At 73.3% G+C, this 21,015-nt stretch carries 16 protein-coding genes; 12 read left to right on the top strand and 4 right to left on the bottom strand.

The window, feature by feature from the left end; genetic code table 11:
* Nucleotides 1–11: 11 nt before the first annotated feature.
* Together BG482_RS07240 and BG482_RS07235 are read right to left on the bottom strand one after the other, a co-directional pair.
* A complete protein-coding gene (locus BG482_RS07240) occupies nt 12–368 on the bottom strand; it encodes a PRC-barrel domain-containing protein (RefSeq protein ID WP_069768027.1) in 357 nt (118 codons plus the stop codon).
* A 112-nt stretch (nt 369–480) separates the two neighbouring features.
* Nucleotides 481–2,532, bottom strand: a complete 2,052-nt coding sequence (locus BG482_RS07235) for a SpoIIE family protein phosphatase (protein WP_069768026.1) — start codon at nt 2,530–2,532, stop codon at nt 481–483.
* Nucleotides 2,533–2,807: 275 nt separating this feature from the next.
* Between BG482_RS07235 and BG482_RS07230 the strand changes: the two genes are divergently transcribed.
* The 11 genes from BG482_RS07230 to BG482_RS07185 all read left to right on the top strand — a co-directional run bounded on the left by BG482_RS07230 (nt 2,808) and on the right by BG482_RS07185 (nt 17,578).
* Complete coding sequence (locus tag BG482_RS07230) at nt 2,808–5,297, top strand: molybdopterin oxidoreductase family protein (RefSeq protein WP_069768061.1); 2,490 nt, start codon at nt 2,808–2,810, stop codon at nt 5,295–5,297.
* A complete protein-coding gene (locus BG482_RS07225) occupies nt 5,294–5,785 on the top strand; it encodes a hypothetical protein (RefSeq protein ID WP_069768025.1) in 492 nt (163 codons plus the stop codon). Before BG482_RS07230 ends, BG482_RS07225 begins: the two co-directional genes overlap by 4 nt.
* 133 nt (nt 5,786–5,918) lie before the next feature.
* The gene (locus BG482_RS07220; RefSeq protein ID WP_069768024.1) at nt 5,919–6,602 is read left to right on the top strand and encodes a HemK2/MTQ2 family protein methyltransferase; all 684 of its coding nucleotides are present in this window, start codon (nt 5,919–5,921) and stop codon (nt 6,600–6,602) included.
* A gap of 131 nt (nt 6,603–6,733) precedes the next feature.
* A complete protein-coding gene (locus BG482_RS07215) occupies nt 6,734–7,606 on the top strand; it encodes an SDR family oxidoreductase (RefSeq protein WP_069768023.1) in 873 nt (290 codons plus the stop codon).
* A gap of 229 nt (nt 7,607–7,835) precedes the next feature.
* The gene (locus tag BG482_RS07210) at nt 7,836–9,950 is read left to right on the top strand and encodes a SpoIIE family protein phosphatase (protein ID WP_069768022.1); all 2,115 of its coding nucleotides are present in this window, start codon (nt 7,836–7,838) and stop codon (nt 9,948–9,950) included.
* A gap of 201 nt (nt 9,951–10,151) precedes the next feature.
* Nucleotides 10,152–11,321, top strand: a complete 1,170-nt coding sequence (locus tag BG482_RS07205) for a glutamate--cysteine ligase (protein ID WP_069768021.1) — start codon at nt 10,152–10,154, stop codon at nt 11,319–11,321.
* Nucleotides 11,322–11,466: 145 nt separating this feature from the next.
* A complete protein-coding gene (locus BG482_RS07200) occupies nt 11,467–13,251 on the top strand; it encodes an N-acetylglutaminylglutamine amidotransferase (RefSeq protein WP_069768020.1) in 1,785 nt (594 codons plus the stop codon).
* On the top strand, nt 13,248–15,515 hold the full coding sequence (locus BG482_RS07195; protein WP_069768019.1) for a S9 family peptidase: 2,268 nt from the start codon (nt 13,248–13,250) through the stop codon (nt 15,513–15,515). The genes BG482_RS07200 and BG482_RS07195 overlap by 4 nt, the downstream gene beginning before the upstream one ends.
* A gap of 205 nt (nt 15,516–15,720) precedes the next feature.
* Complete coding sequence (locus BG482_RS43800; RefSeq protein ID WP_176741321.1) at nt 15,721–15,864, top strand: hypothetical protein; 144 nt, start codon at nt 15,721–15,723, stop codon at nt 15,862–15,864.
* The gene (locus tag BG482_RS07190; protein WP_069768018.1) at nt 15,864–17,162 is read left to right on the top strand and encodes a PP2C family protein-serine/threonine phosphatase; all 1,299 of its coding nucleotides are present in this window, start codon (nt 15,864–15,866) and stop codon (nt 17,160–17,162) included. The genes BG482_RS43800 and BG482_RS07190 overlap by 1 nt, the downstream gene beginning before the upstream one ends.
* On the top strand, nt 17,159–17,578 hold the full coding sequence (locus BG482_RS07185) for an STAS domain-containing protein (protein WP_079141644.1): 420 nt from the start codon (nt 17,159–17,161) through the stop codon (nt 17,576–17,578). Before BG482_RS07190 ends, BG482_RS07185 begins: the two co-directional genes overlap by 4 nt.
* 123 nt (nt 17,579–17,701) lie before the next feature.
* On the opposite strand, the gene BG482_RS07180 is transcribed toward BG482_RS07185, so the two are convergent.
* Together BG482_RS07180 and BG482_RS07175 are read right to left on the bottom strand one after the other, a co-directional pair.
* Entirely contained in the window at nt 17,702–18,364 is a 663-nt protein-coding gene (locus tag BG482_RS07180; protein ID WP_069768060.1) for a GAF and ANTAR domain-containing protein, read from the bottom strand.
* A 158-nt stretch (nt 18,365–18,522) separates the two neighbouring features.
* Nucleotides 18,523–19,095: a dihydrofolate reductase family protein gene (locus BG482_RS07175; RefSeq protein ID WP_069768016.1), complete on the bottom strand. Its 573-nt coding sequence runs from the start codon at nt 19,093–19,095 to the stop codon at nt 18,523–18,525.
* 309 nt (nt 19,096–19,404) lie between these two features.
* On the opposite strand from BG482_RS07175, the gene BG482_RS07170 reads away from it, so the two are divergent.
* Nucleotides 19,405–20,925 (top strand): hypothetical protein, encoded by a 1,521-nt coding sequence (locus tag BG482_RS07170; protein ID WP_069768015.1) that lies wholly within the window; start codon nt 19,405–19,407, stop codon nt 20,923–20,925.
* Nucleotides 20,926–21,015: the final 90 nt, after the last annotated feature.

Here is a 21,015-nt window from a genome sequence, read left to right as displayed (position 1 = left end):
GTCTTGTCGTCTCAGCGGCGGGCGAGGCGTCGTTCGCCGCCGAGGCCCGGCGTGTAGTCCAGTTCGTAGTGCGCGAACACCTTCGGTTCGTCCTCGGCGGGCAGCTCACCGTCGACGTCGATCGCCGGGGCCTTCTTCACGGCGTTCTTGTCGTGGACGACCCGCAGGTAGCCCGGACCGACCGTCGCCCCCGTGAGCGGCACGAACACCAGCCGGCGGCGGGTGGGCAGGCCGACGGTCACGGTGGCGAAGGAGGGGCAGTCCGTTCCGGTGTCCACGTAGACCGACTCCAGGACGCCGATCCTGTGCCCCTGCGGATCGACCACGTCGTGACCGCGCCATTCACGGATGTCACCGGCTTCGAACATGAGAACCTCCCGGGCGTTCGGGTACCCGTGTTCCCGTGTCCGATGCCGGTGCGCGGCTGTCGTGCGGCCCGTGGCGGACAGCGCGGACGTCACCGGCAGGCGGCGGCAGGGGTCACTGCGGACGGGCCATCAGCACGGCGACGTCGTCCTGGCCCGGATATGGCAGCATCTGCGCGAGGACGTCGTCGCAGAGCGCCGTCAGTGACCGGCCGGGACGGCGCAGGGCCCGGGCGAGGCGGTCGAGCCCCTGGTCGAGGTCTCTGCCCCGGGTCTCGATCAGCCCGTCGGTGTACAGGACGAGCAGGCCGCCCGGCGACAGCGGGACCTCCTCGGTCCCGAACTGCCGTCCGCCGGTTCCCAGCGGAGTTCCCGGCGAGCCGTCGAGGAAGGTGACCGACCCGCCGGGCGACAGCACGGCGGGCGGGGGATGACCGGCCCTGGCGACGAGGCACCCGCCGGAGGCGGGATCGTGGACGGCGTAGACGCAGGTCGCCAGCTGGTCGTCGCCCATGTCGGCGACCAGGGCGTCCAGCGAGCGGAGCATGTCGGCGGGGTCGATCCCCAGCCGGGCGAGGGTGCGCACGGCGGCACGCAGCTGGCCCATGATCGCCGCGGCGTGGATGCCGTGCCCCATGACGTCTCCGATGACGAGTCCGGTGCGCTCCTCGGGCAGTGCGATGACGTCGAACCAGTCGCCGCCGACGTCGTGTTCACTGGCGGGCAGGTAGCGCCCCGTCAGCTCCAGGCCGGGGACGGCGGGCAGCGCGCTGTTGGTCAGATTGCGCTGCAGGGTGAGGGCCGCCGCGCGCTGCCGGGTGTACATCAGCGCGTTGTCGATGTTGAGGGCGGCGCGCGCGGCCAGTTCGTCGATCAGCACGCAGTCCTGCTCGTCGAAGGGCTCACGGCTGCGGAGGCGTGTCACCACGACCGCGCCGAGCGCCTTGCCCCGGGCGACCAGCGGGACCAGCCGCGCGGAGCCGAGGCTCATGAGGTAGGCGCGCAGCTCGTCGGCGCGCGGGTCGGGGATCAGCGCCGACACGTCGGACCGGTACAGGTTGGTGGGGCGGCCTGCCGCGATGACCCGTTCGTAGAGCGAACCGCGCTCGAGCCGGGAGGTCATGCCGGGGAGCAGCCTCGCCGTCGGGGCGGCCGGGTCGGGGAAGAGGGCGGCCATCCGGCGGATCACCCCGCGCGTGGCGGCGGTGGACTCGTCGGGGCTCATGGCGTCTTCGAGGAGCTGCACGTCGGCGGAGTCGGCGAGCTGGGGCACCAGCATCCGCACGATCTCCTCGGAGGTCTGGCGCAGGTCCAGGGTGGTGCCGACCCGGGTGCCGGCCTCCGCCAGCAGCGCGAAACGGCGCCGGGCGCGCTCGACGTCGTGTTCGGCCTGCTGGCTCTCCGTGATGTCGATGAGGGAGGCGATCAGGCCCAGGGTCCGGCCGCTGCCGTCCACCAGCGGGGCGTAGGAGCACGACCAGGTCCGCTCCCGACCGGGGTCCGCCGGGGTCCGGCCGGTGCGGCGGACGTCGACGACGGCCCGGCCCCCGTCCAGCACCTCCTGCATCGTCTTCTCGAGCGCCACGGCGTTGACGCCGGGCACGACCTCCGTGAGCCGCCTGCCGAGGTGCTCGGCGGCGGAGACGCCGTTCATCCGGGCGAGCGCGTCGTTGACCCGCAGGAAGCGCAGATCGGCGCCGAGGGTGGCCAGGCCGATGGGGGACTGGCTGAAGAGGCTCTCCAGGGCCGCCAGGGAGTCACGCATGCGCAGGACCTGGGAGGTCTCCACGGCGATCAGCAGGGCGCCGGGGCGGCCCTGGGCGTCGGCGGCCGGCACGATCCAGGTCTCCATGGTGACCGGATGGCCGTCGCGGTGGCGCACCGACAGCGTGCCGACGAGCGTTTCCCCGCCCTGGACGCGATGGGTGAGCTGATCGGCCAGCTCATGGTTGCCCTCGGGGACCAGCAGGGCGGAGGCCGGCCGGCCGAGCACGTCCTGCGGCCGGAAACCGAGCAGATCCTGGGCGGCCAGCGACCACTCCACGATGCGTCCGTGCCCGTCCTCCCGCCACAGCGCGATCGGAAGCAGCTCGCGCAGCACACCGGCGTACCCGACGGCGCCCGAGGGCTGTTCTGCGGCCCGGTCCGCCCGGTGAGGAGCGCCCATCGCTTGACCTCCCCAGGGGGCGGGCAGGATTGCACACGAAAACACCATATCCGGAAGTAAGGATTCCGATCGTGGATCCGTGGGAGAAGCGTGACGCCGATCTCGCGTCCACGGGGGCCGTACGGGTCCGGGAGGATCGTCGCGGTCGTGCCGAGTACGGGTTCTCCCGCGCCGTCGGCGGCGGCGTTACGTGATGGGTCGCAGGGGTACCGGGTGACAGTCGACGCGCCGGGCGTCGTCGGCGGCACCAGGAGGCTGGCATGGACGAGGCTGGCATGAAGGCTTCTGTCGACCGGATCGCGAACCCGTGGGGCGGACGCACCCCCTACGACCGGCACCGGTCCTGGCCCACGCGTGTGGACGCCCGGCTGGACGACGGCGTCGCACCGGACCAGGTGCAGCGGTGGGTGCAGGCCGCCTCGATCCTGCACTCCGACGGGGACGCCATGGACGTCGCCGTCGTGGACGGCCGCATGGTCGGTGTGCGCGGCCGGGCGGACGACCGCGTCAACCGAGGCCGGCTGGGCCCCAAGGACCTCTTCGGCTGGCAGGCGAACGCGTCGGAGGACCGGCTGACCAGGCCGCTGATCCGCGAGGGCGGGCGTCTGGTCGAGTGCGACTGGGACACCGCGATGGACCGGATCGTGACCCGCTCGCGGGAGCTGCTGGAGGAACGCGGACCCGGGTCGATCGGCTTCTACACCTCCGGACAGCTTTATCTGGAGGAGTACTACACGCTGGCGGTGCTGGCCCGGGCCGGCATCGGGACCAACCACCTGGACGGCAACACCCGTCTGTGCACCGCCACCGCCGCCGAGGCCCTGAAGCAGTCCTTCGGCTGCGACGGCCAGCCGGGCTGCTACGACGACTTCGACCACGCGGACGTGGTCGCGCTGTTCGGGCACAACATCGCCGAGACACAGCCCGTGCAGTGGATGCGACTGCTAGACCGTCTGGAAGGCGGCGACCCGCCCCGTCTGGTGTGCGTCGACCCGCGCCGCACCCAGGTGGCCCGGCGGGCGACCGTGCACCTCGCCCCGCGCGCCGGCACCAACGTGGCCCTGCTGAACGCCCTCCTGCACGAGATCATCCGCACCGACCGGGTCGACCACGACTACATCGCCGCGCACACCGTCGGCTTCGAGGAGCTGGCGTCCCGGGTGCGGGAGTGCACTCCGCAGTGGGCGGCGGGCATCTGCGACGTCTCCGCCGCGTCGATCGGTGCGGCGGCCGAAGTCCTCGGCGAAGCCGACCTGTTGCTGTCCACGGTCCTGCAGGGCGTCTACCAGTCCCACCAGGCCACCGCGGCCGCCGTGCAGATCAACAACCTGCACCTGATCCGCGGCATGCTCGGGCGGCCTGGCGCCGGGGTGCTGCAGATGAACGGGCAGCCCACCGCCCAGAACACCCGCGAGTGCGGCGCCGACGGCGACCTGCCCGGATTCCGCAACTGGCAGAACGACGCTCACGTGGCCGACCTGGCGAAGGTGTGGAACGTGGAGCCCGAGACCATCCCGCACTACGCCCCGCCCACGCACGCGATGCAGATCTTCCGCTACGCCGAGCAGGGCTCGATCCGCATGCTCTGGATCAGCGGCACCAACCCGGCGGTGTCGCTGCCCGAGCTGTCGCGCGTGCGCTCGATCCTGCGGCAGGAGCGTCTGTTCGTCGTCGTGCAGGACCTGTTCCGCACCGAGACCGCCCAGCTCGCCGACGTGGTGCTGCCCGCGGCGACGTGGGGTGAGAAGACCGGCACCTCGACCAACGCCGACCGCACCGTTCACCTGTCCGGCAAAGCGATCGAACCGCCCGGCGAGGCCCGGCCGGACCTCGACGTCTTTCTGGACTACGCCGCCCGCATGGACTTCCGGGACAAGGACGGCGGCCCGCTGATCACCTGGCACGACCCGGAATCGGCCTTCGAGGCGTGGAAACGCTGCAGCGCCGGCCGGCCGTGCGACTACACCGGCATCACCTACGCCGGACTGCGCGACGCGAGCGGCGTGCAGTGGCCGTGCCACGAGCAGGCTCCCGACGGTACGGAACGCCTCTACACCGACGGCATCAGCTGGGCGCATCCGGACGTCTGCGAGAGCTACGGCAAGGATCTGGAGACCGGCGCCCCGGACGAGCCCGTCGAGTACCGCTCCCTCAACCCGGACGGCAAGGCCGTGATCAGAGCAGCCGCCTATCTGCCCCCGCACGAGACGCCCGACGTGGACCGCCCCTTCCAGCTGACCACCGGGCGCACCCTGTACCACTTCCACACGCGGACGAAGACCGGGCGAGCACCCCAGCTGAACGCGGCCGCCCCCGACGTGTGGGTGGAGGCGTCCGTCTCCGACGCGGCCGACCTCGGACTCGACGAGGGCGATCTGGTCGAGGTCGGCACGCCCCGCGGCGCCCTGCGCGGCCGCCTGCGCGTGACCGACATCCGGCCGGGCCTGCTCTTCGTGCCCTTCCACTACGGATACTGGGACACCGCGGTCGGCTACGGGCCGCGGGCCGGCACAGTGGGACGCGCGGCGAACGAGACGACCGTCACGGACTGGGACCCGGCCTCCAAACAGCCGCTGTTCAAGACCGCAGCGGCCTCGTTGCGCCTGGTGGAACGCGCGGACGGACACCGCGCGCCCGCTCCGACGACCACGGCGTCGACGCCCTCCCGCGCCGATGCCGCGCCGCCCACCGCCGGGGGCTCCGCCGCCCTCGTCACGGAGACGTCGGCCGCGTCCCACGACACCGGCGGGAGGGACATCCGGTGAACGGCGTCAACCTCACCCTGCGCGCCCTGCACCACGGCGAGAGGCATCTCGCCGGGCAGTTGACCGCGGTGGCCGAACGGCACCGCACCGAGCACGAGATCCACCACGTGGCCACCGACCTCGCGGCATGGTCGCGCGACCATGTCTCGCACCTGGCGGAGGCCGCCGACGCCCGGGGCGTCCACCTCGGCGGCTCGTCCGGCGCGCATACGGCCGGCGTCCTGTCCGCTCTGCGGGAGAAGACCGCCGAGGTGATGGCCCACCGGCCCGAGCCGGGCCTGCTGCTCCTGCGTGACCTGCGGGAGCTGCACCTGAGCGCCGCGGAGAACTCCCTGCACTGGGAGATGCTCGCCCAGGCCGCGCAGGCCGGCCGGGACGAGCGTCTGCTGTCCCTCGTGTCGCACTGCCACCCCGGGACCCTGCGTCAGATGCGCTGGACCAACACCATGATCAAGAATCTCGCCCCGCAGATCCTGACGAGCCTTTGAAGGCGCCGACCAGCACACCGCCCCGCCGCCCGGTGGGACACGAGGGGCGTGTGTGGAGCGCCCGTGAAGGGGCACCCAGTGTGGCGGAAAGCCGCGCCCCGTCATGGGGGCGCCCTGCCGAACGGAGAATGCGATGACGGCGGATGCATGGGCGCCCCAGCGCGGGCTTCCGGCGTTCACCCCGCCGGGCGTGTACGCACCCCAGTGGGACACCAGGCTGCTGACCCGCGCCCTGTCCCGCGAGGACATCGGCACGTCCACCGAGGTACTGGACCTGGGAACGGGCTCGGGGGCCCTCGCCGTGCAGGCCGCGCGGCTGGGTGCCCGGGTGACGGCGGTCGACATCTCGCGGCTCGCCGTGCTGACCGCACGGATCAACGCCCTGCTGGCCGGCCAGCGGGTCCGTTTTCGCCGCGGCGACCTCACAGCCGCCGTGCCGGGGCGCTCGTACGACCTGGTCGTGAGCAATCCGCCCTATGTGCCGTCGCCCGACGCCACGCTGCCGCGGCGCGGTATCGCCCGCGCGTGGGACGCGGGCCGGGACGGCCGCGCGTTCATCGACCGGATCTGCGCGGAGGCGCCCTCGGTCCTGAACCCCGGGGGCGTTCTGCTGCTCGTCCACTCCAGCTTGTGCGACACCCGGGCCACCCTGGAGCGGCTGACGGACACCGGGCTGAGCGCCACGGTCACCGACCGGGCCGCCGTGCCCCACGGCCCGGTGCTGCGCGCACGCATGCGGTGGCTCGTCCAGCAGGGCCTGCTGGACGGCGGCGAGGACCACGAGGAACTGGTCGTCGTCCGCGCCGAACGCGCCTGAGCGCGGGCGCCGCCTGCGCACGGCGTGCCCGCGCCGTCCCGTACGGGGTGTCCGGTGGGTCGCCCGAGGCGGCGGCCCGACCTCCGCGCACCCACCCATGACGCGTCCAGAAGACCGAGGAGGGAACATCAGTGACCCAGGACCCCACCCGCAAGCATCCCCGCCCCGACTTCCCGGACCAGGAACAGGAACATCCCGGCTGGACCGGTCCCATGGACCCGCCGCCCGACCACGGCGAGGAGTCCTACGAGGGCAGCGGCCTCCTGCGCGACCGCAGGACGGTCGTGACGGGCGGCGACTCCGGCATCGGCCGCGCCGTGGCGCTCGCGTTCGCCCGGGAGGGCGCCGACGTGCTGTTCACCCATCTGCCCGAGGAGGAGAAGGACGCGCAGGAGACGGCGGCCCTGATCGAGGGCGCGGGCCGCAGGGCCGTCGCCGTGTCCTGCGACATCCGCTCGGAGGACGAGTGCCGCGCGCTGGTGGACCGGGCCGTGGAGGAGTTCGGCCGCATCGACGTCCTCGTCAACAACGCCGCCTACCAGATGTCGCAGCCGGACGGCATCCGGGCCATCTCCACGGATCAGTTCGACCGGGTCGTGCGCACGAACCTGTACGGCATGTTCTGGCTGTGCAAGATGGCGCTGCCGCACATCCCCGCCGGCGGCTCGATCATCAACTCCACGTCGGTGCAGGCCTACAAGCCCAGCCCCCACCTGCTGGACTACGCGATGACCAAGGGGGCCATCGTGACGTTCACCCAGGGGCTCGCGCAGATGGTGGCCGAGGACGGCGTCCGGGTCAACGCCGTGGCCCCGGGCCCGGTCTGGACGCCGCTGATCCCGGCGACGATGCCGGACACGTCCGAGTTCGGCAAGCAGTCCCCGATGGGGCGTCCCGCCCAACCGGCCGAGATGGCGCCCGCCTATGTCTTCCTCGCCTCGCCCCGGGCGAGTTTCATCACGGCGGAGATCCTCAACGCCACCGGCGGCACCCCCTTGCCGTGACCCGGCGACTCCCCTCGAGGCGGTCACGGCACGACGTCCGTCGCGCCGCCGTGCCGCGTGGGACGGCCGCACCGGACGGCGTGCCGACCTCCTGCCGCGGGCGTAGCGTCCTGATAGGGGCGAGGGCGGTCACGCCCGGTGCGCGTGCGCCGCGCCCCGAGGGGAGCGGAAGGCCGGCCCCGGCCGTCCGGAGACCTCTTCCCCTTCCTCCCGATGCTGGAGGTGCCTCGTGACCAGCGCGGGCGATCCGGCCGCCGTCGACGGTGACCTGGACGCCGAGTTCGCGGAGACGGTGCGCCGCACCGGCGCGTCCATCGGCGCGCTCTTCCTCCTCGGGCCCGACGAGCAACTGCTGCGCCTGGACCTGCTCTGCGGGGCGCCGGCCGAGTTCGCCGCACCCTGGACGCGCGTCCCGATGGCCGCTCCGGCGCCGGTGGCCGTGGCGGTCCGCGAGGACCGGATGGTGTGGGTGGCCAGCCAGGAACAGATGGCCCGCTCCTACCCGCGCACCGCGATGGTGCTGCCCTTCCCGCTGGCGATGGTCGCGGCGCCGGTCTCCGGCAGCCGTCGCCGCGGCTCGTTGCTGCTGATCTGGCCCGCCACCCGTCCGCCGTACATGACCGCGCGGGAGCGGGGCAACATCGCCTCCAGCTGCCGTCGGCTCGCCCGGCTGCTGGACGACGCCGACGCGCGAGGCCGGGGCCCGGACGGCCGTGACGGACCGCGCGTCGTCGCCGCCGGGACCGGCCGGTCGGGCAGTCCGGCGATGGCCGCCGCCGACTTCGCCGAGCGACTGCCCGGCGGCAGCTGCGCCCTGGACCTGGAAGGACGCTTCACCTACCTCAGCTCCGGCGCCTGCGAACTGCTGGGCTGCGACGCCGGGCTGCTGCTGGGCACCCTGCCGTGGCAGTCCCTGCGCTGGCTCGACGACCCGACCTACGAGGACCGCTACCGGGCGGCGGTGATCAGCCGAGAGCCCGTGTCGTTCACCGCGTGCCGCCCGCCCGGCCACTGGCTCGACATCCACCTCTATCCCGACGCCAGCGGCATCAGCGCCCGTATCCTCCCCAGCGGTGAGCAGCCCCCGGCCGCCGCGCAGGCCGTCCACTCCCCGCGCTCCGTCGCGCCCGCCCGCGCCGGACGGCTCTACCAGCTCACCCATCTGGCGGCCGCCCTGACCGAGGTCGTCGGAGTCCAGGACGTCATCGACCTGGTCGCCGACCAGATCATGCCGGCCTTCGGCGCCCAGGGGCTGGTGCTGTCCAGGGCCGACGCAGGCCGGCTGCGGATCACCGGTCACCGCGGCTACGCCCGGGAGACCATCGAGCGTCTCGACGGGCTGCCTCTCGACACCGACTTCACACCGGCCGGACGCGCCCTCAGCAGCGGCATCCCCGCGTTCTTCGCCGACCCCGAGGAGATGCGGCGCATCTATCCCGAGGCGCCGCTGGTCAGCGGCAAACAGGCCTGGGCGTTCCTGCCGCTGATCATCTCCGGCCGGCCCGTGGGCTGCTGCGTCCTGTCCTACGAGCGGCCCCACCCGTTCCCGGCCGAGGAACGCGCCGTCCTGACCTCCCTCGCCGGGCTCGTCGCCCAGGCACTGGACCGGGCCAGCCTGTACGACACCAAGCTGGAGCTCGCCCACGGCCTGCAACAGGCGCTGCTCCCGCGCACCCTTCCCCGCGTCGCCGGTCTGCGGGTCGCCGCCCGCTATGTGCCCGCCACCCGGGGCATGGACATCGGCGGAGACTTCTACGACCTGATCCGGCTCGGCGACACGGCCGCCGCCGCGGTCATCGGCGACGTCCAGGGGCACAACGTGGCCGCGGCCGCTCTGATGGGCCAGGTCCGCACCGGTGTCTACGCCCACGCTGCCCTGGGCGCGTCACCCGACCAGGTGCTGGCCAGGACCAACCGGCTGCTCACCGACCTCGCGCCCGACCTGTTCACCAGTTGCCTCTACGCCCACCTGGACCTCGGTCGCCGACGCGCGACCCTCGCCGGCGCCGGTCACCCGCCGCCCCTCCTCCGCCTCCCCGACGGCGCCACCGCACCGGTCGACCTGGTGCCGGGCCCCCTCCTCGGGATCGACCCCGACGCCGTCTTCCCCGTCACGGAGTTCCCGATCACCCCGGGCATGATGCTCGCCTTCTACACCGACGGCCTGGTCGAGACGCCGGGCGTCGACCTTGACGACTCCATCGCCGACCTCGCGCGGCATCTCGGCGCGGCGGACGACCGCGACCTCGAGCTGCTGATCGACGACCTGCTGAGGAAGAGCAAGGCGATCGGGCAGCGCACCGACGACATCGCGCTCCTCCTGCTGCACCACGAGGACGGTTGAGCACGGCACGGGCGCGTGCGCCTGCGCCCTCCGCGTCGTGCCGCTCGTCTGAGAGGCGCTCGCGCCAGACGTGCGCGCTGCATAGATTATGTGACGGTATGTGGGGAACTCGGTCCGGGCAATCAGCCGCCGAATCCGCCCAGCACACGGGTCCGACCACTGAGCGGACGTCCGGGCATACCCCGAGGAGCGAACGTGAGTATGCGTATCGGAGTGGAAGAAGAGTTCCACGTCCTGGAGGTGGAGAGCGGGCTCCTGGTACCGCGCGCCGACGCCGTACTGCGGCGGCTCCCCGATCGCACCTTCACCACCGAGCTGCACCAGTCGACGGTCGAGTCCAACAGCGGCGTGCACACCTCCCTGGACGACCTGCACGCCGACGTCACCGAGACGAGACGGCGGCTCGACCGGGCGGCCGCCTCGTCCGGGCTGGCCGTGATGGCCGCCGGCACCGCCCCGCTGGCCCCGGCCGCCTCGGCCCGCCCCACCGCCGACGCGCGCTACCTCCACATGAGCGACGAGTACCGCAAGGTCGCCGACGAACAGCTCATCTGCGGCGCACAGGTCCATGTGGACGTGCCCGACCGTGACACGGCCGTACGCGCGATGTGCACCGTGGCGCCCTGGCTGCCCGTGCTCCTCGCGCTCTCCGCCAGCTCACCGTTCTGGCAGGGCGCCGACACGGGATACGCGAGCTGGCGCACCCTGCTCTGGCAGCGCTGGCCCACCGCGGGACCCGCCGGATGCTACGCGAACGCCGCCGAGTACGACGCCGCCGTGCAGGACTTCGTCCAGGCCGGAGTGATCAGCGACCCCGGGATGATCTACTACGACGTCCGCCCCTCCGCCCACCTGCGCACACTCGAACTGCGCATCTGTGACGCGTGCCCGCGCGCGGAGACCGTCGTGCTCATCGCCGGCCTCTTCCGCGCCCTGGTCACCGACGCCCGCGAACGGCTGCGCACCCACCGAGAGCCGCACTGCTCCGGTCGGCACGAGTGGCTGCGCGGCGCCGCCTGGCGGGCCGCCCGGTCCGGCCTCGAAGGAACCCTCGTGGACCCCGAGACCCACCGGGAGGCGCCCGCGGACCAAGTGCTGCGCAAGCTGCTCGTCCGGCTGCGTCCCGCACTGGAAATCCACGGGGACTGGGAGACCGTGCGGACGCTGGCGCACCAGGCGCTCGCCGACGGCAGCGCCGCCCGCCGCATCCGCCGCGCGGCGCAGGACGAGGACCTCCTGGCCTGCGTCGACATGCTCGTCGCCGAGACGCGCGGCGAGCGCGGACACCGCAGGACGCAGCGGTCCCCCGCCACGCGCGGCGCGCGCCCCGCCGCCGACCGCGGGGCACTGCCCCAGGTCATCGGCCGCTGACGGCCCCGCACCACCGGACGAACCGTGCCCCCTCTCTCACCGGACGCCTCACCAATTCTCTCACCGACCCGCTCAGAAAGGGTTTCGTCATGTCCACCAGCACGACCCAGGCCTGCGCCGTTGTGCGGAAAGGAGGCGGTACGCCATGTGCGGTCTGAGCGGAGAGATCCGCTTCGACGGCCGACGCCCTGATCTGGCGGCCGTCGAGCGCATGAGCGACCGCCTCGCCGCCCGCGGACCCGACGGCCACGGGGTCTGGACGCGGGGTGCGGTAGCGCTCGGACACCGACGGCTGAAGATCATCGACCTGTCGGACCTCGGAGCCCAGCCGATGACGGACGCCCGCAACGAGCTCACCGGCGTCTTCAACGGCTGCGTGTACAACTACCGGGAACTGCGCGACGAACTGCGCGGGCTCGGCCACCGCTTCGAGTCGACGTCCGACACCGAGGTGGTGCTCAAGTCCTATCTGCAGTGGGGGACCGCCTGCGTCGAGCACTTCCACGGCATGTTCGCCTTCGCCCTCGTCGAGCACCGGAGCGGGCGCGTGGTGCTGGCCCGCGACCGGCTCGGCATCAAGCCCCTCTACCTGTCCGGGACGCCGGACCGACTGCGGTTCGCCTCCTCGCTGCCCGCCCTGCTCGCCGCCGGGGAGGTGGACACCTCCCTCGACCCGACGGCCGTCCACCAGTACCTGAGCTGGCACGCCACGGTCGCGCCGCCGCGCACGGTCCTCAACGGAGTGCGCAAGCTGCCTCCGGCCACCGTCCGGGTCGTCGAGCCGGACGGCGCCCATCGCGACCACCGCTACTGGCAGCCCTCCTACACGCGTCGCCCCGAGCACGCCGACATGGGCGCCAACGAGTGGCGGGACGTGGTGCTGGAAGGGCTGCGCACCGCCGTACGACGCCGGATGGTCTCCGACGTCCCGGTCGGCGTGCTGCTCTCCGGCGGCCTGGACTCCAGCCTCATCGTCGCGCTGCTCGCCGACGAGGGGCAGCGGGACCTGATGACCTTCAGCGTGGGCTTCGAGGCCGAGGGCGGCGAGGAGGGCGACGAGTTCCGGTACTCGGATCTCGTGGCCCGGGAGTTCGCCACCGACCACCGACGCCTGATGGTGCCCTCCGACCGGGTGTCCACGGCCCTGGACGGCGCGATCGCCGCCATGAGCGAGCCGATGACCAGCCACGACGTGGTCGCCTTCTACCTGCTGTCCGAGCAGGTGTCCAAGGACGTCAAGGTCGTGCAGAGCGGGCAGGGCGCCGACGAGGTGTTCGCCGGCTACCACTGGTACCCGGAGCTGGCCGGGGTCGCCCGCGAGGACGAACCCGAGCAGTACGCCGAGACCTACTTCGACCGGCCGCACGCCGACTTCGCCCGCATCCTCCAGCCGCACATGCTGCCCCCCGAGGACGTCTCGGGTCGCTTCGTCCGCGAGCACATGGCGACGCCGGGAGCCGAGACCGCGCTGGACGCCGCGCTGCGCCTGGACACGCACGTCATGCTCGTCGACGACCCCGTCAAGCGGGTCGACAACATGACCATGGCCTGGGGCCTGGAGGCCCGGGTGCCGTTCCTCGACCACGAGCTCGTGGAGCTGGCAGCGGCCTGCCCGCCCGAACTCAAACTCGCCGACGGCGGCAAGGGCGTCCTCAAGGAGGCGGGACGCAAGCTCCTGCCGCGCGAGGTCGTCGACCGCCCCAAGGGCTACTTCCCCGTCCCGGCGATCCGCCACATGGCCGGTCCCGTCCTGCACCGGGTGCGCGAGGCCCTGCAGGCGCCCGAGGCGAAGGAGCGCGGCCTGTTCCAGGAGTCGTACGTCGCCGAACTGCTCGCGGCGCCCGACGAGCACCGGACCAAGCGCGGAGCGAACGCCCTGTGGCAGATGGCTTTGCTGGAGATATGGCTGCAGACGCACGGAATCAGGTGAGCGACGACCGAGGCGGTGGGACGGCGTACGGTGCGCCGCCCGGCGACCTCCGCCCGGTGACGTTCGGGCCGGCCTTCGCACGGCCCGCGGACGCCCCCTCCCCGGACGCCGACGCGCAGAGCGCCGTCTGCGCCGCCGCGCCGGCCCCGGTGCCGCTGCCCGACGCGGCCGGCCCCCGGGACGCCGTGAGCCGGCTGCGGTCACACGGCTGCTGGTATCCCTCCGCAGGCGCCGACGGCGCCGAGGCCGCCTTCATCTGCGACCGGGGCGGCGTGCCCCAGCTGTGGGCCGGCCCGGTCGACGGCGGTGAGGTCCGGCTGCTCGACTCCTCGCCGGACCCGGTCACCGAGGTGTCCTGGTCACCGGACGGCCGCTGGATCGCGTACACCACCGCACCGGGCGGCGGTGAGCACTCCCGCGTGCTGTGCGTGCGTCCCGACGGCACCGGCCGGCGCGTCCTGGCCGGCGCCGACCCGGACAGCACCGCCTACCTGGGCTGCTGGGCGCACGACGGCTCGTCCCTCGCCGTCACGGTGGCCGCCCCCGCCGCGCGCCCCTTCGACGACGGCTCGGGACGCCCGGCGCCGGGGCCCGCCCCGGGCGAGGGCCGTCCCGAGGGCACCCTCCCGTCCGTCGGCTGGACGGACCGGGGAGGTCACGCGACGCTCCTCGGCCGCGCCGTGTACGACGCCGCGACAGGGGCCGGGGCGGGCATCGGAAGGGGCGGGGGAGGGGATCCGGGCCAGGCGCGGGCGGGTGTCACGGCCACGGGGACGGCCGTGCGTTCCGACGGCGGCCTGTCGGTGTACCTCATCGATCCCGACGGCCACGCCTCACCCGCGCTGCTCACCACCGAGACGCACGCGGCCACCCTGCGGGCCTGCGACCTCAGCCGTGACGGACGGTTCGTCCTGCTGCGCCGCGGGCCGCGCGGCCGGCGCGAGGCGGTCGTGCGACGGACGGACGACGCGGCCACGACCTTCGCCCTGCCGGTCGCCGACGGCGACCCGTGGATCGGCAGGTTCTCCCCCGACGGCCGGACGCTGTGGCTGCGCAGCAACGTCGAGCGGGAGTACGCGGCGCTCCTCGCGGTGGCTCTCGACGCCGACGGCGCACCGTGCGGGACGGCCGCGGTCGCGGAACGCCATGACAGCGACCTCGAACTCCTGGCCCTGGCCCACGACGGCCGCACCGCCGCCCTGGCCTGGAACGCGCAGGGCGCGAGCGAGCTCGAACTCGTCGAGACCGCCCCGGCCCGGCACGCCGCCCGGCCCCCCGCCCCCGACGCGACGGGCCCGGCACGGGCCGTTCCCCTGCCCCACGAGGTCGTCACCCGCGTCACCGGGGCCGGCCCCGGGCGCCTGCTGCTGGCGCTGTCCGGATCGCAGCGCCGGCCGGGCGTGTGGTGGGCCCACGAGGGCGTGTCCCTGCTGCGCACCCCCTGGTCGTCGAAGGACGAGGACGCCGTCCCGCCCGGCCGCCCGCCGGTCCGGCCCGTCCCCCTGCGGCTCACGGCGCGCGACGGGCTGCCGCTGAGCGGCTGGTACTACCGCGCGCCCGGACGCCCGGCGGGCGAGCCGGCGCCCTGCGTGATCCACCTGCACGGCGGTCCCGAGGAACAGGAACGCCCGGTCTTCCATCCGCTCTACCACGAGCTCACCGGGCGCGGCCTGGACGTCTTCGCCCCCGACGTGCGCGGCTCCTCCGGCCACGGCCGGTCGTTCGTCGACGCCGACCTGGGGGCCGGCCGCTTCGCCGCGCTGGACGACGTGGCCGACTGCGCGGCCCACGCGGTGACGGCGGGCCCCGCCGACCCGACGCGGCTGGCCGTCATGGGGCGCTCCTACGGCGGCTATCTGACGTTCGCCTCACTCGTGTGGCATCCCGAGCTGTTCCGCACCGGCGTCGCCGTCTGCGGCATGTCGGACCTCCTGACCTTCTTCGCCGGCACGGAACCCTGGCTCGCGGAGTCGGCGGCGCACAAGTACGGCCACCCCGAGCGCGACCGCGAGCTCCTGCGCGCCCTGTCGCCGATGAGCCGCGTCGACGCTCTGCGGGTCCCGGTGCTCGCCGTGCACGGCGAGCACGACACCAACGTGCCCGTGCAGGAGTCCCGGCAGTTCGTACGGGCGGCCCGCGAACGGGGCGTCGCCGCCGAACTGCTCACCCTGCGCGACGAGGGCCACGACTTCCTGCGTGCGGACAACCGGCGGCTGTTCCGGCGCAGCGCCGCGGACTGGCTGGAACGTCATCTGCGCAGCTGAGGCGAACATGGATCAAGGAGGAGTAGAGCGCGTGCGGCGGGGTAGGCGGAGCCGGTCGGCAGGAAGCGGCGTGATGCCTGGGGAGGTCGAGCGCCGCTTCCTGCCTCCTGCCTTCCGCCCCCGTCGGAGGCATGCCGACGCCGCTGTCGCCCGGGCGGCAGGTCAGGGTGCGGGGGTGCTCGCCGCCGATGGCAGGATGGTTGCCATGGACATCCGTCGCAGGAACGACATCCGGGTCACCGGCCGCCCGGTCGGACCGACGGCGGCGCCGGGCCACGGGTTCGGTCGCGACCAGGACATGTCCCCGAACGACCTGAAGACCACCACCGTGCCGACCGGCCTGCGGTGATGTGCCCCGTCGGAGACACCCCGGAGCCCTCCGAGGCGCAGGAAGCCACATCGACCGACGCGGCGTTCAGCGCCCTGCTGGAGGACAGCGTCGAGGACCTGTACGAGTCGGCGCCGTGCGGATACCTGTCGACGCTCATGGACGGCACCATCGCCAAGATCAACGCCACGCTGCTGGGCTGGCTGGGCCTGGAGCGCCGGGACGTGGTGGGCCACAGGCGGTTCGCCGACCTGCTCACCGTCGGCGGCAAGCTGTACCACGAGACGCACTTCGCGCCGTTGCTCCAGATGAAGGGCGAGATCAGCGGCATCGCGCTCGAAATGCGGAAGGCCGGCGGCGGCCGGATGCCCGTCCTGGTCTCCTCCGTCGTCAAGCAAGGCAGCGAGGGCGGGCCGCTGCTGATCCGCACGACCGTCTTCGACGCCTCCGACAGGCGCGCCTACGAAGAGGAACTGCTGCGCCGCAAGCAGGAAGCGGAGCGGGCGCACCGGCAGGCCGAGGCCGACCGCGCCCGGCTGCAGGAGGCCCTCGCCGTGCTGCAGCAGTCGCTGCTGCCCGCGAGCCTGCCCTCGGTGCCGGGCGCGGAGACGGCCACGTACTACCACACCGCCGCCCCGGACCGGCTCGGCGGCGACTTCTACGACCTCTTCGCCCTCGACGGCGCCCGCTGGGCGTTCTTCCTCGGCGACGTGTGCGGCAAAGGGCCCAAAGCCGCGGCGGTCACCTCCCTGACCCGGTACACCCTGCGGGCCGCGGCGCTGCACGACCCCGACCCGGTCACCGCGCTCAGCACCCTGAACACGGTGCTGCACGAGCGCTACACCGGCGGGGATCCCCGCTACTGCACCGCGATCTTCGGGATCCTCACGCCCGACCCGGTGACCGGCCTCGTCGCCGTCGCTCTGGCCTCCGGCGGTCATCCGCCCGCCCTCGTCGTCCGCGGCGACGGCCGGACGGACTTCCTGCCCACTCCCGGAGGGCTCCTCGTCGGCGCACTGCCCGAGGCCTCCTTCACACCCGCCACCACCACACTCGGTCCCGGTGACACGCTGTTGCTGTACACCGACGGGCTGACCGAGGCGCGCACCGGACCCGACCGCGCGGAGCTGTACGGCGACCGAGCCCTGCTCGACTTCGTCGCCGGCCACGCGGGCGCCTCACCCCAGGGGATGGTCGAAGCGCTGACGGCCCTGCTGGAGAGCCTCGGCGACGGCGTCGACGACGACACCGCGCTGCTCGCCGTCGGGGTCCCCGGCACCCCTCCGCCGTCCCGCCCGGCAACGGATCACCGGAGATGACGACAGTGAAGATCGCCGCCCGCGACGCGGTCACCGGCCCCGTGCTCGAGATCGTCGGTGATCTCGACCACGGCACGGCGCACGAACTGCGCGAGCACCTCGCCAGGACAGCCCTGCGTCCTGGGCAGCGCCTGGTCCTGGACCTGTCACGGCTGCAGTTCTGCGACTCCAGCGGCATCACCGCCCTGATCGCGGCCCGCAACCATGCGGCGGCGGCTCGGGCCGACGTCGCCCTGGCGGGCGTCCCCGACAACACGCTGCGCATCCTGCGCATCGTCGGACTCGACCAGGTCTTCGCCCTCCACCCCGACGCGCGGTCCGCGATCGACGCCCACTCCACCCCGACGCCGCCCGGGACGCCCGTCAGCCCCGGCCTCGTGGGACGTGACGCGGGTCCGCCCGGGGATCGGGTGTGAGGCGGCCCGGACAGGGGACTTGGTGAGCATGCCGGGTCGAGCGGCGTTCCCATGGGGCCGGCCCGGTCCAGGCTTCTCTGGTTCAGACAGCGTGCCGGAGGAGCCGCCCCGCCGACGAACGGGTCACGAGAGGCCGCCCTGCTCGCAGATCAGCCGGGCGACCTCGCGGAGCTTGACGTTGTTCTCCTGCGAATAGCGCCGCAGCACGTCGAACGCCTGGTCCTCGGAGAGGTGATGGCTGCCGATGAGGATGCCCATGGCCTCGCCGATGACGTGCCGGGTGGCGACGGCCTGCTCCATCTGGGCATGGGTACGGGCGCTCGCGAAGGCGACCGCGGCGTGGGAGGCGAGCAGCCAGCCGGCCAGCTCGCTGGCCTCGGTGAACACGCCCGCCTTGCGCGAGTACAGGTTGAGCGCACCGAGATCCTCGTCGTCGGTGAACAGCAGAAAACCCATCATGCTGCCGACCCCGAGCGCGTGGGCCCTCGGGGCGTAGGCGGGCCAGCGCCCCTGCTCGCCGGTGAGGTCCGCGATGCGGTGAACCTGCTGGCCCTGCGCGTGCCGGACGACGTCGAAGCACGGCCCTTCCCCCAGCTGCTCCTGCAGCCGGTCGCTGTCGACGACCAGCTGGTCCGTCGGAGCGAGCGTCTCCACCTTGCGGGCGTGCAGCACGAGGATGCCGGCCGCGTCACACCCGTCGACCAGCTCCGTGGCCGACGCGGTGATCCGCTCCAGCGTGTCGCCGACCGACTCCTGGGCCAGGAGATCCCTCGCCATCGATGCCATCTGCTGGGCGAACCGACCCCAGTCCACACCGTCCTCCACCGTCCGCCCTCCCTGAGAGACATCTCCTGCCCACCTTCCCACGCACGCACGCACGCGGGGAGTCGGGGAGCAGGGGGCCGCGGGAGTCGCCGACGGCCCCGGTGCGGACGACGCGGCGGTCAGCGCAGGACGTCGAAGACGTTCTTCTGGAGCCCGTTGGCGTACGCCTGATGCTCGACGAGCCTCAGCTTCTGGGTGTCCTTGTCCGTGGAGCTGAAGAGCCGTTTGCCCGCGCCGAGCAGAAGGGGGAAGACGAGCAGGTGGTAGCGGTCGATCAGGCCGGCGTCCGACAGTGCCTGGTTCAGGGAGGCGCTGCCGTGGACGATGATCGGGCCGCCCTCGCTCTCCTTGAGGGCGGCGACGTCGTCGAGCGAGCGCAGGATCGTCGTCTCACCCCAGTCGGCCACCAGGTCGTTCTGGCGCAGGGTGGTGGAGACGACGTACTTCGGCATGACCTTGTAGTCGGCGAACTCCGGCATGTCGGGCCACACCGGACTGAACGCCTCGTAGCTGGTCCGGCCCAGCAGCATCGCGGTGGCTTCCTGCTGCTCGCGGCCCTTGATCTCGAACGCCTCGGGGAGGAACTCGACGTCCTTGAAGGTCCAGCCTGCGTTGCGGTAGCCGGGCTCGCCGCCGGGGGCTTCCACGACGCCGTCGAGCGAGATGAAAGCGGTGCTGATCAAGGTGCGCATCGTGGATTCCTCGGGTCTCGTGTCCGGTCTTCGATGGACGGGGCCGATGCGCCGTCGCCCGCACGCTCGGCCGCGGCGCCCCGGCCATGATCTCTGACCGTCGATCCGCCGGGAACTCATCGGCCGTCACCGGTGCGTCGCCGCTACGGTGGACGAGGCGGCGCAGGGCAACGGACGCCCGGCGGACGCAGGAGTCGTCGTCTCGACGCGTCAGCACGTCGACGAGTGCGCAGGGACGGGGAGTTCGTCGGCTGCTCCGGGCGTCGAAAATCTGAGCCGCTCAGCCACGGTCCGGGCATGATGCCCCGTGTGGATCACGTCCTGTGCGGTCTCGCCGCCAACACCGCGTTGCCGTACGAGCTGGTCGACCGGCTGATCGCGGTCGCGGACGCCGACGTCGCAGGGTGTCTCGCCGACCGGGCGGACCTCAGCCACGCACAGGCGGTCGACCTGTTCTCGCGCGTGCCGCAGTGCGGGGTGCACCTCGCGTACGAGGGACGGCTGACCGCCGCCGACGTCGACCCCGTCGCGCGGCCGGACGTCGCTCTCGCCCTGCTCGACGAAGGCGCCGGCAGCCCGCAGTGGGCGCGCATCCTCGCGCGGGACCCGGTCCCCGCGCACCGGGAGAAACTGGCCGCCTGCTCCGGTCTCCCGGCCGACGTGGTGAGGACGCTGGCCGCGGACCCGGACGTGGGTGTCGTCGCGGAGCTCGCGCTGTGGACCACGTCCGACGTGACCGCGGGCAGCCTGGCGAGGCATCCGCACGCTCAGGTGCGCCGCTCGGCGGCCGCCAACGAGGCGACGCCCCCGGACGCGCTCGCGGCGCTCCTCACCGGGCACGGGCTGCCGCCCGCGCGCCGCTGCGAGGTCTGCGACCAGGAGGAGACGCCGTTCGTGCACGAGCGGCAGTGTCAGCGCCCCGACTGCATGGTGCCGCCGGGAGCCTCCTGCGACGGGTCCCACGGGTCGGCCGTGCACGACATACGACAGGCTGCCCTGCAGAACCCGGCGACGCCCGCCGAGGCCGTCGTCGGCTTCGCGGACCATCCCTCCATGCTCCTGCGCCGGGCGCTCGCCGCTCGCCCCGATCTGCCTGCGGGGGTGTACCGGACACTGGCCGCGGACCCCGCTCCCGGCATCCGGGCCGACGTCGCGGGGAATCCCGCGATCGACGACGCGCTGATGCGCTCCCTGGCCGGCGACAGCGACCCGGACGTGCGTCGCGGGCTCGCGCACAACCCGCGAGTGCCGCTGGACGTGCTGACGCGGCTGGCCGGCTCCGCCAGGATCGGATCGGCCCTGCTCCCGCGGATCGCGTCGGCGACTGCGGCCGAGGTGCGGCGGCTCGCCCGGTCGTCGAGCGCGCCCGCCCGCATGCTCCTGGCCCGCCGACGTGATCTGCCGCCGGAGATCCGTGACCGGCTGGCCGACGACCCCGACGCGAAGGTGGTCAGGTCCGTCGCTTCGCACCCGGGCCTCACCGAAGCGCGCCTGCGCGCCATGGTCGACCGGCACGGAGTCCGGGTCCTGGCCGGGGTGGCGGCCAACCCGGACGCGAGCCCGGCGCTGCTGGAGCATCTGATCCGGCACGAACCACCCGTGCCGAAGGCGTTCCGCGAGGTCGCCCGGCACCCGAGCGCGTCGCCCCGCGCCCTTCTCGCCTGTCTCGCGGACGGCCGGGCGAGACCCGTCGCCGCCGGCCGTCCGGCGCTCCCGGCCCCGGTCGTCGTGGAACTGCTCGACGACGCCGACCAGCGCGTGGCGGAAGCGGCGGCCGCCAACCCGTCGCTGCCCCTCGCCGTGATCGAGGACCTGATTCCCCGGGCGTGAGCACCGGACGCGCACGTCCCGCGGTGTCGGCCCGCCCGAGTCGCCGTCGGTCACCGCCACCGGTTTTGCGGCCACTCACGCCGAGCAAGA

The organism is Streptomyces sp. LUP30 (assembly GCF_001746365.1).
Classification (GTDB): Bacteria; Actinomycetota; Actinomycetes; order Streptomycetales; family Streptomycetaceae; genus Streptomyces.
Note: the sequence above shows the minus strand (reverse complement) of the source record. Positions and strands in the feature narration are given on the sequence as shown.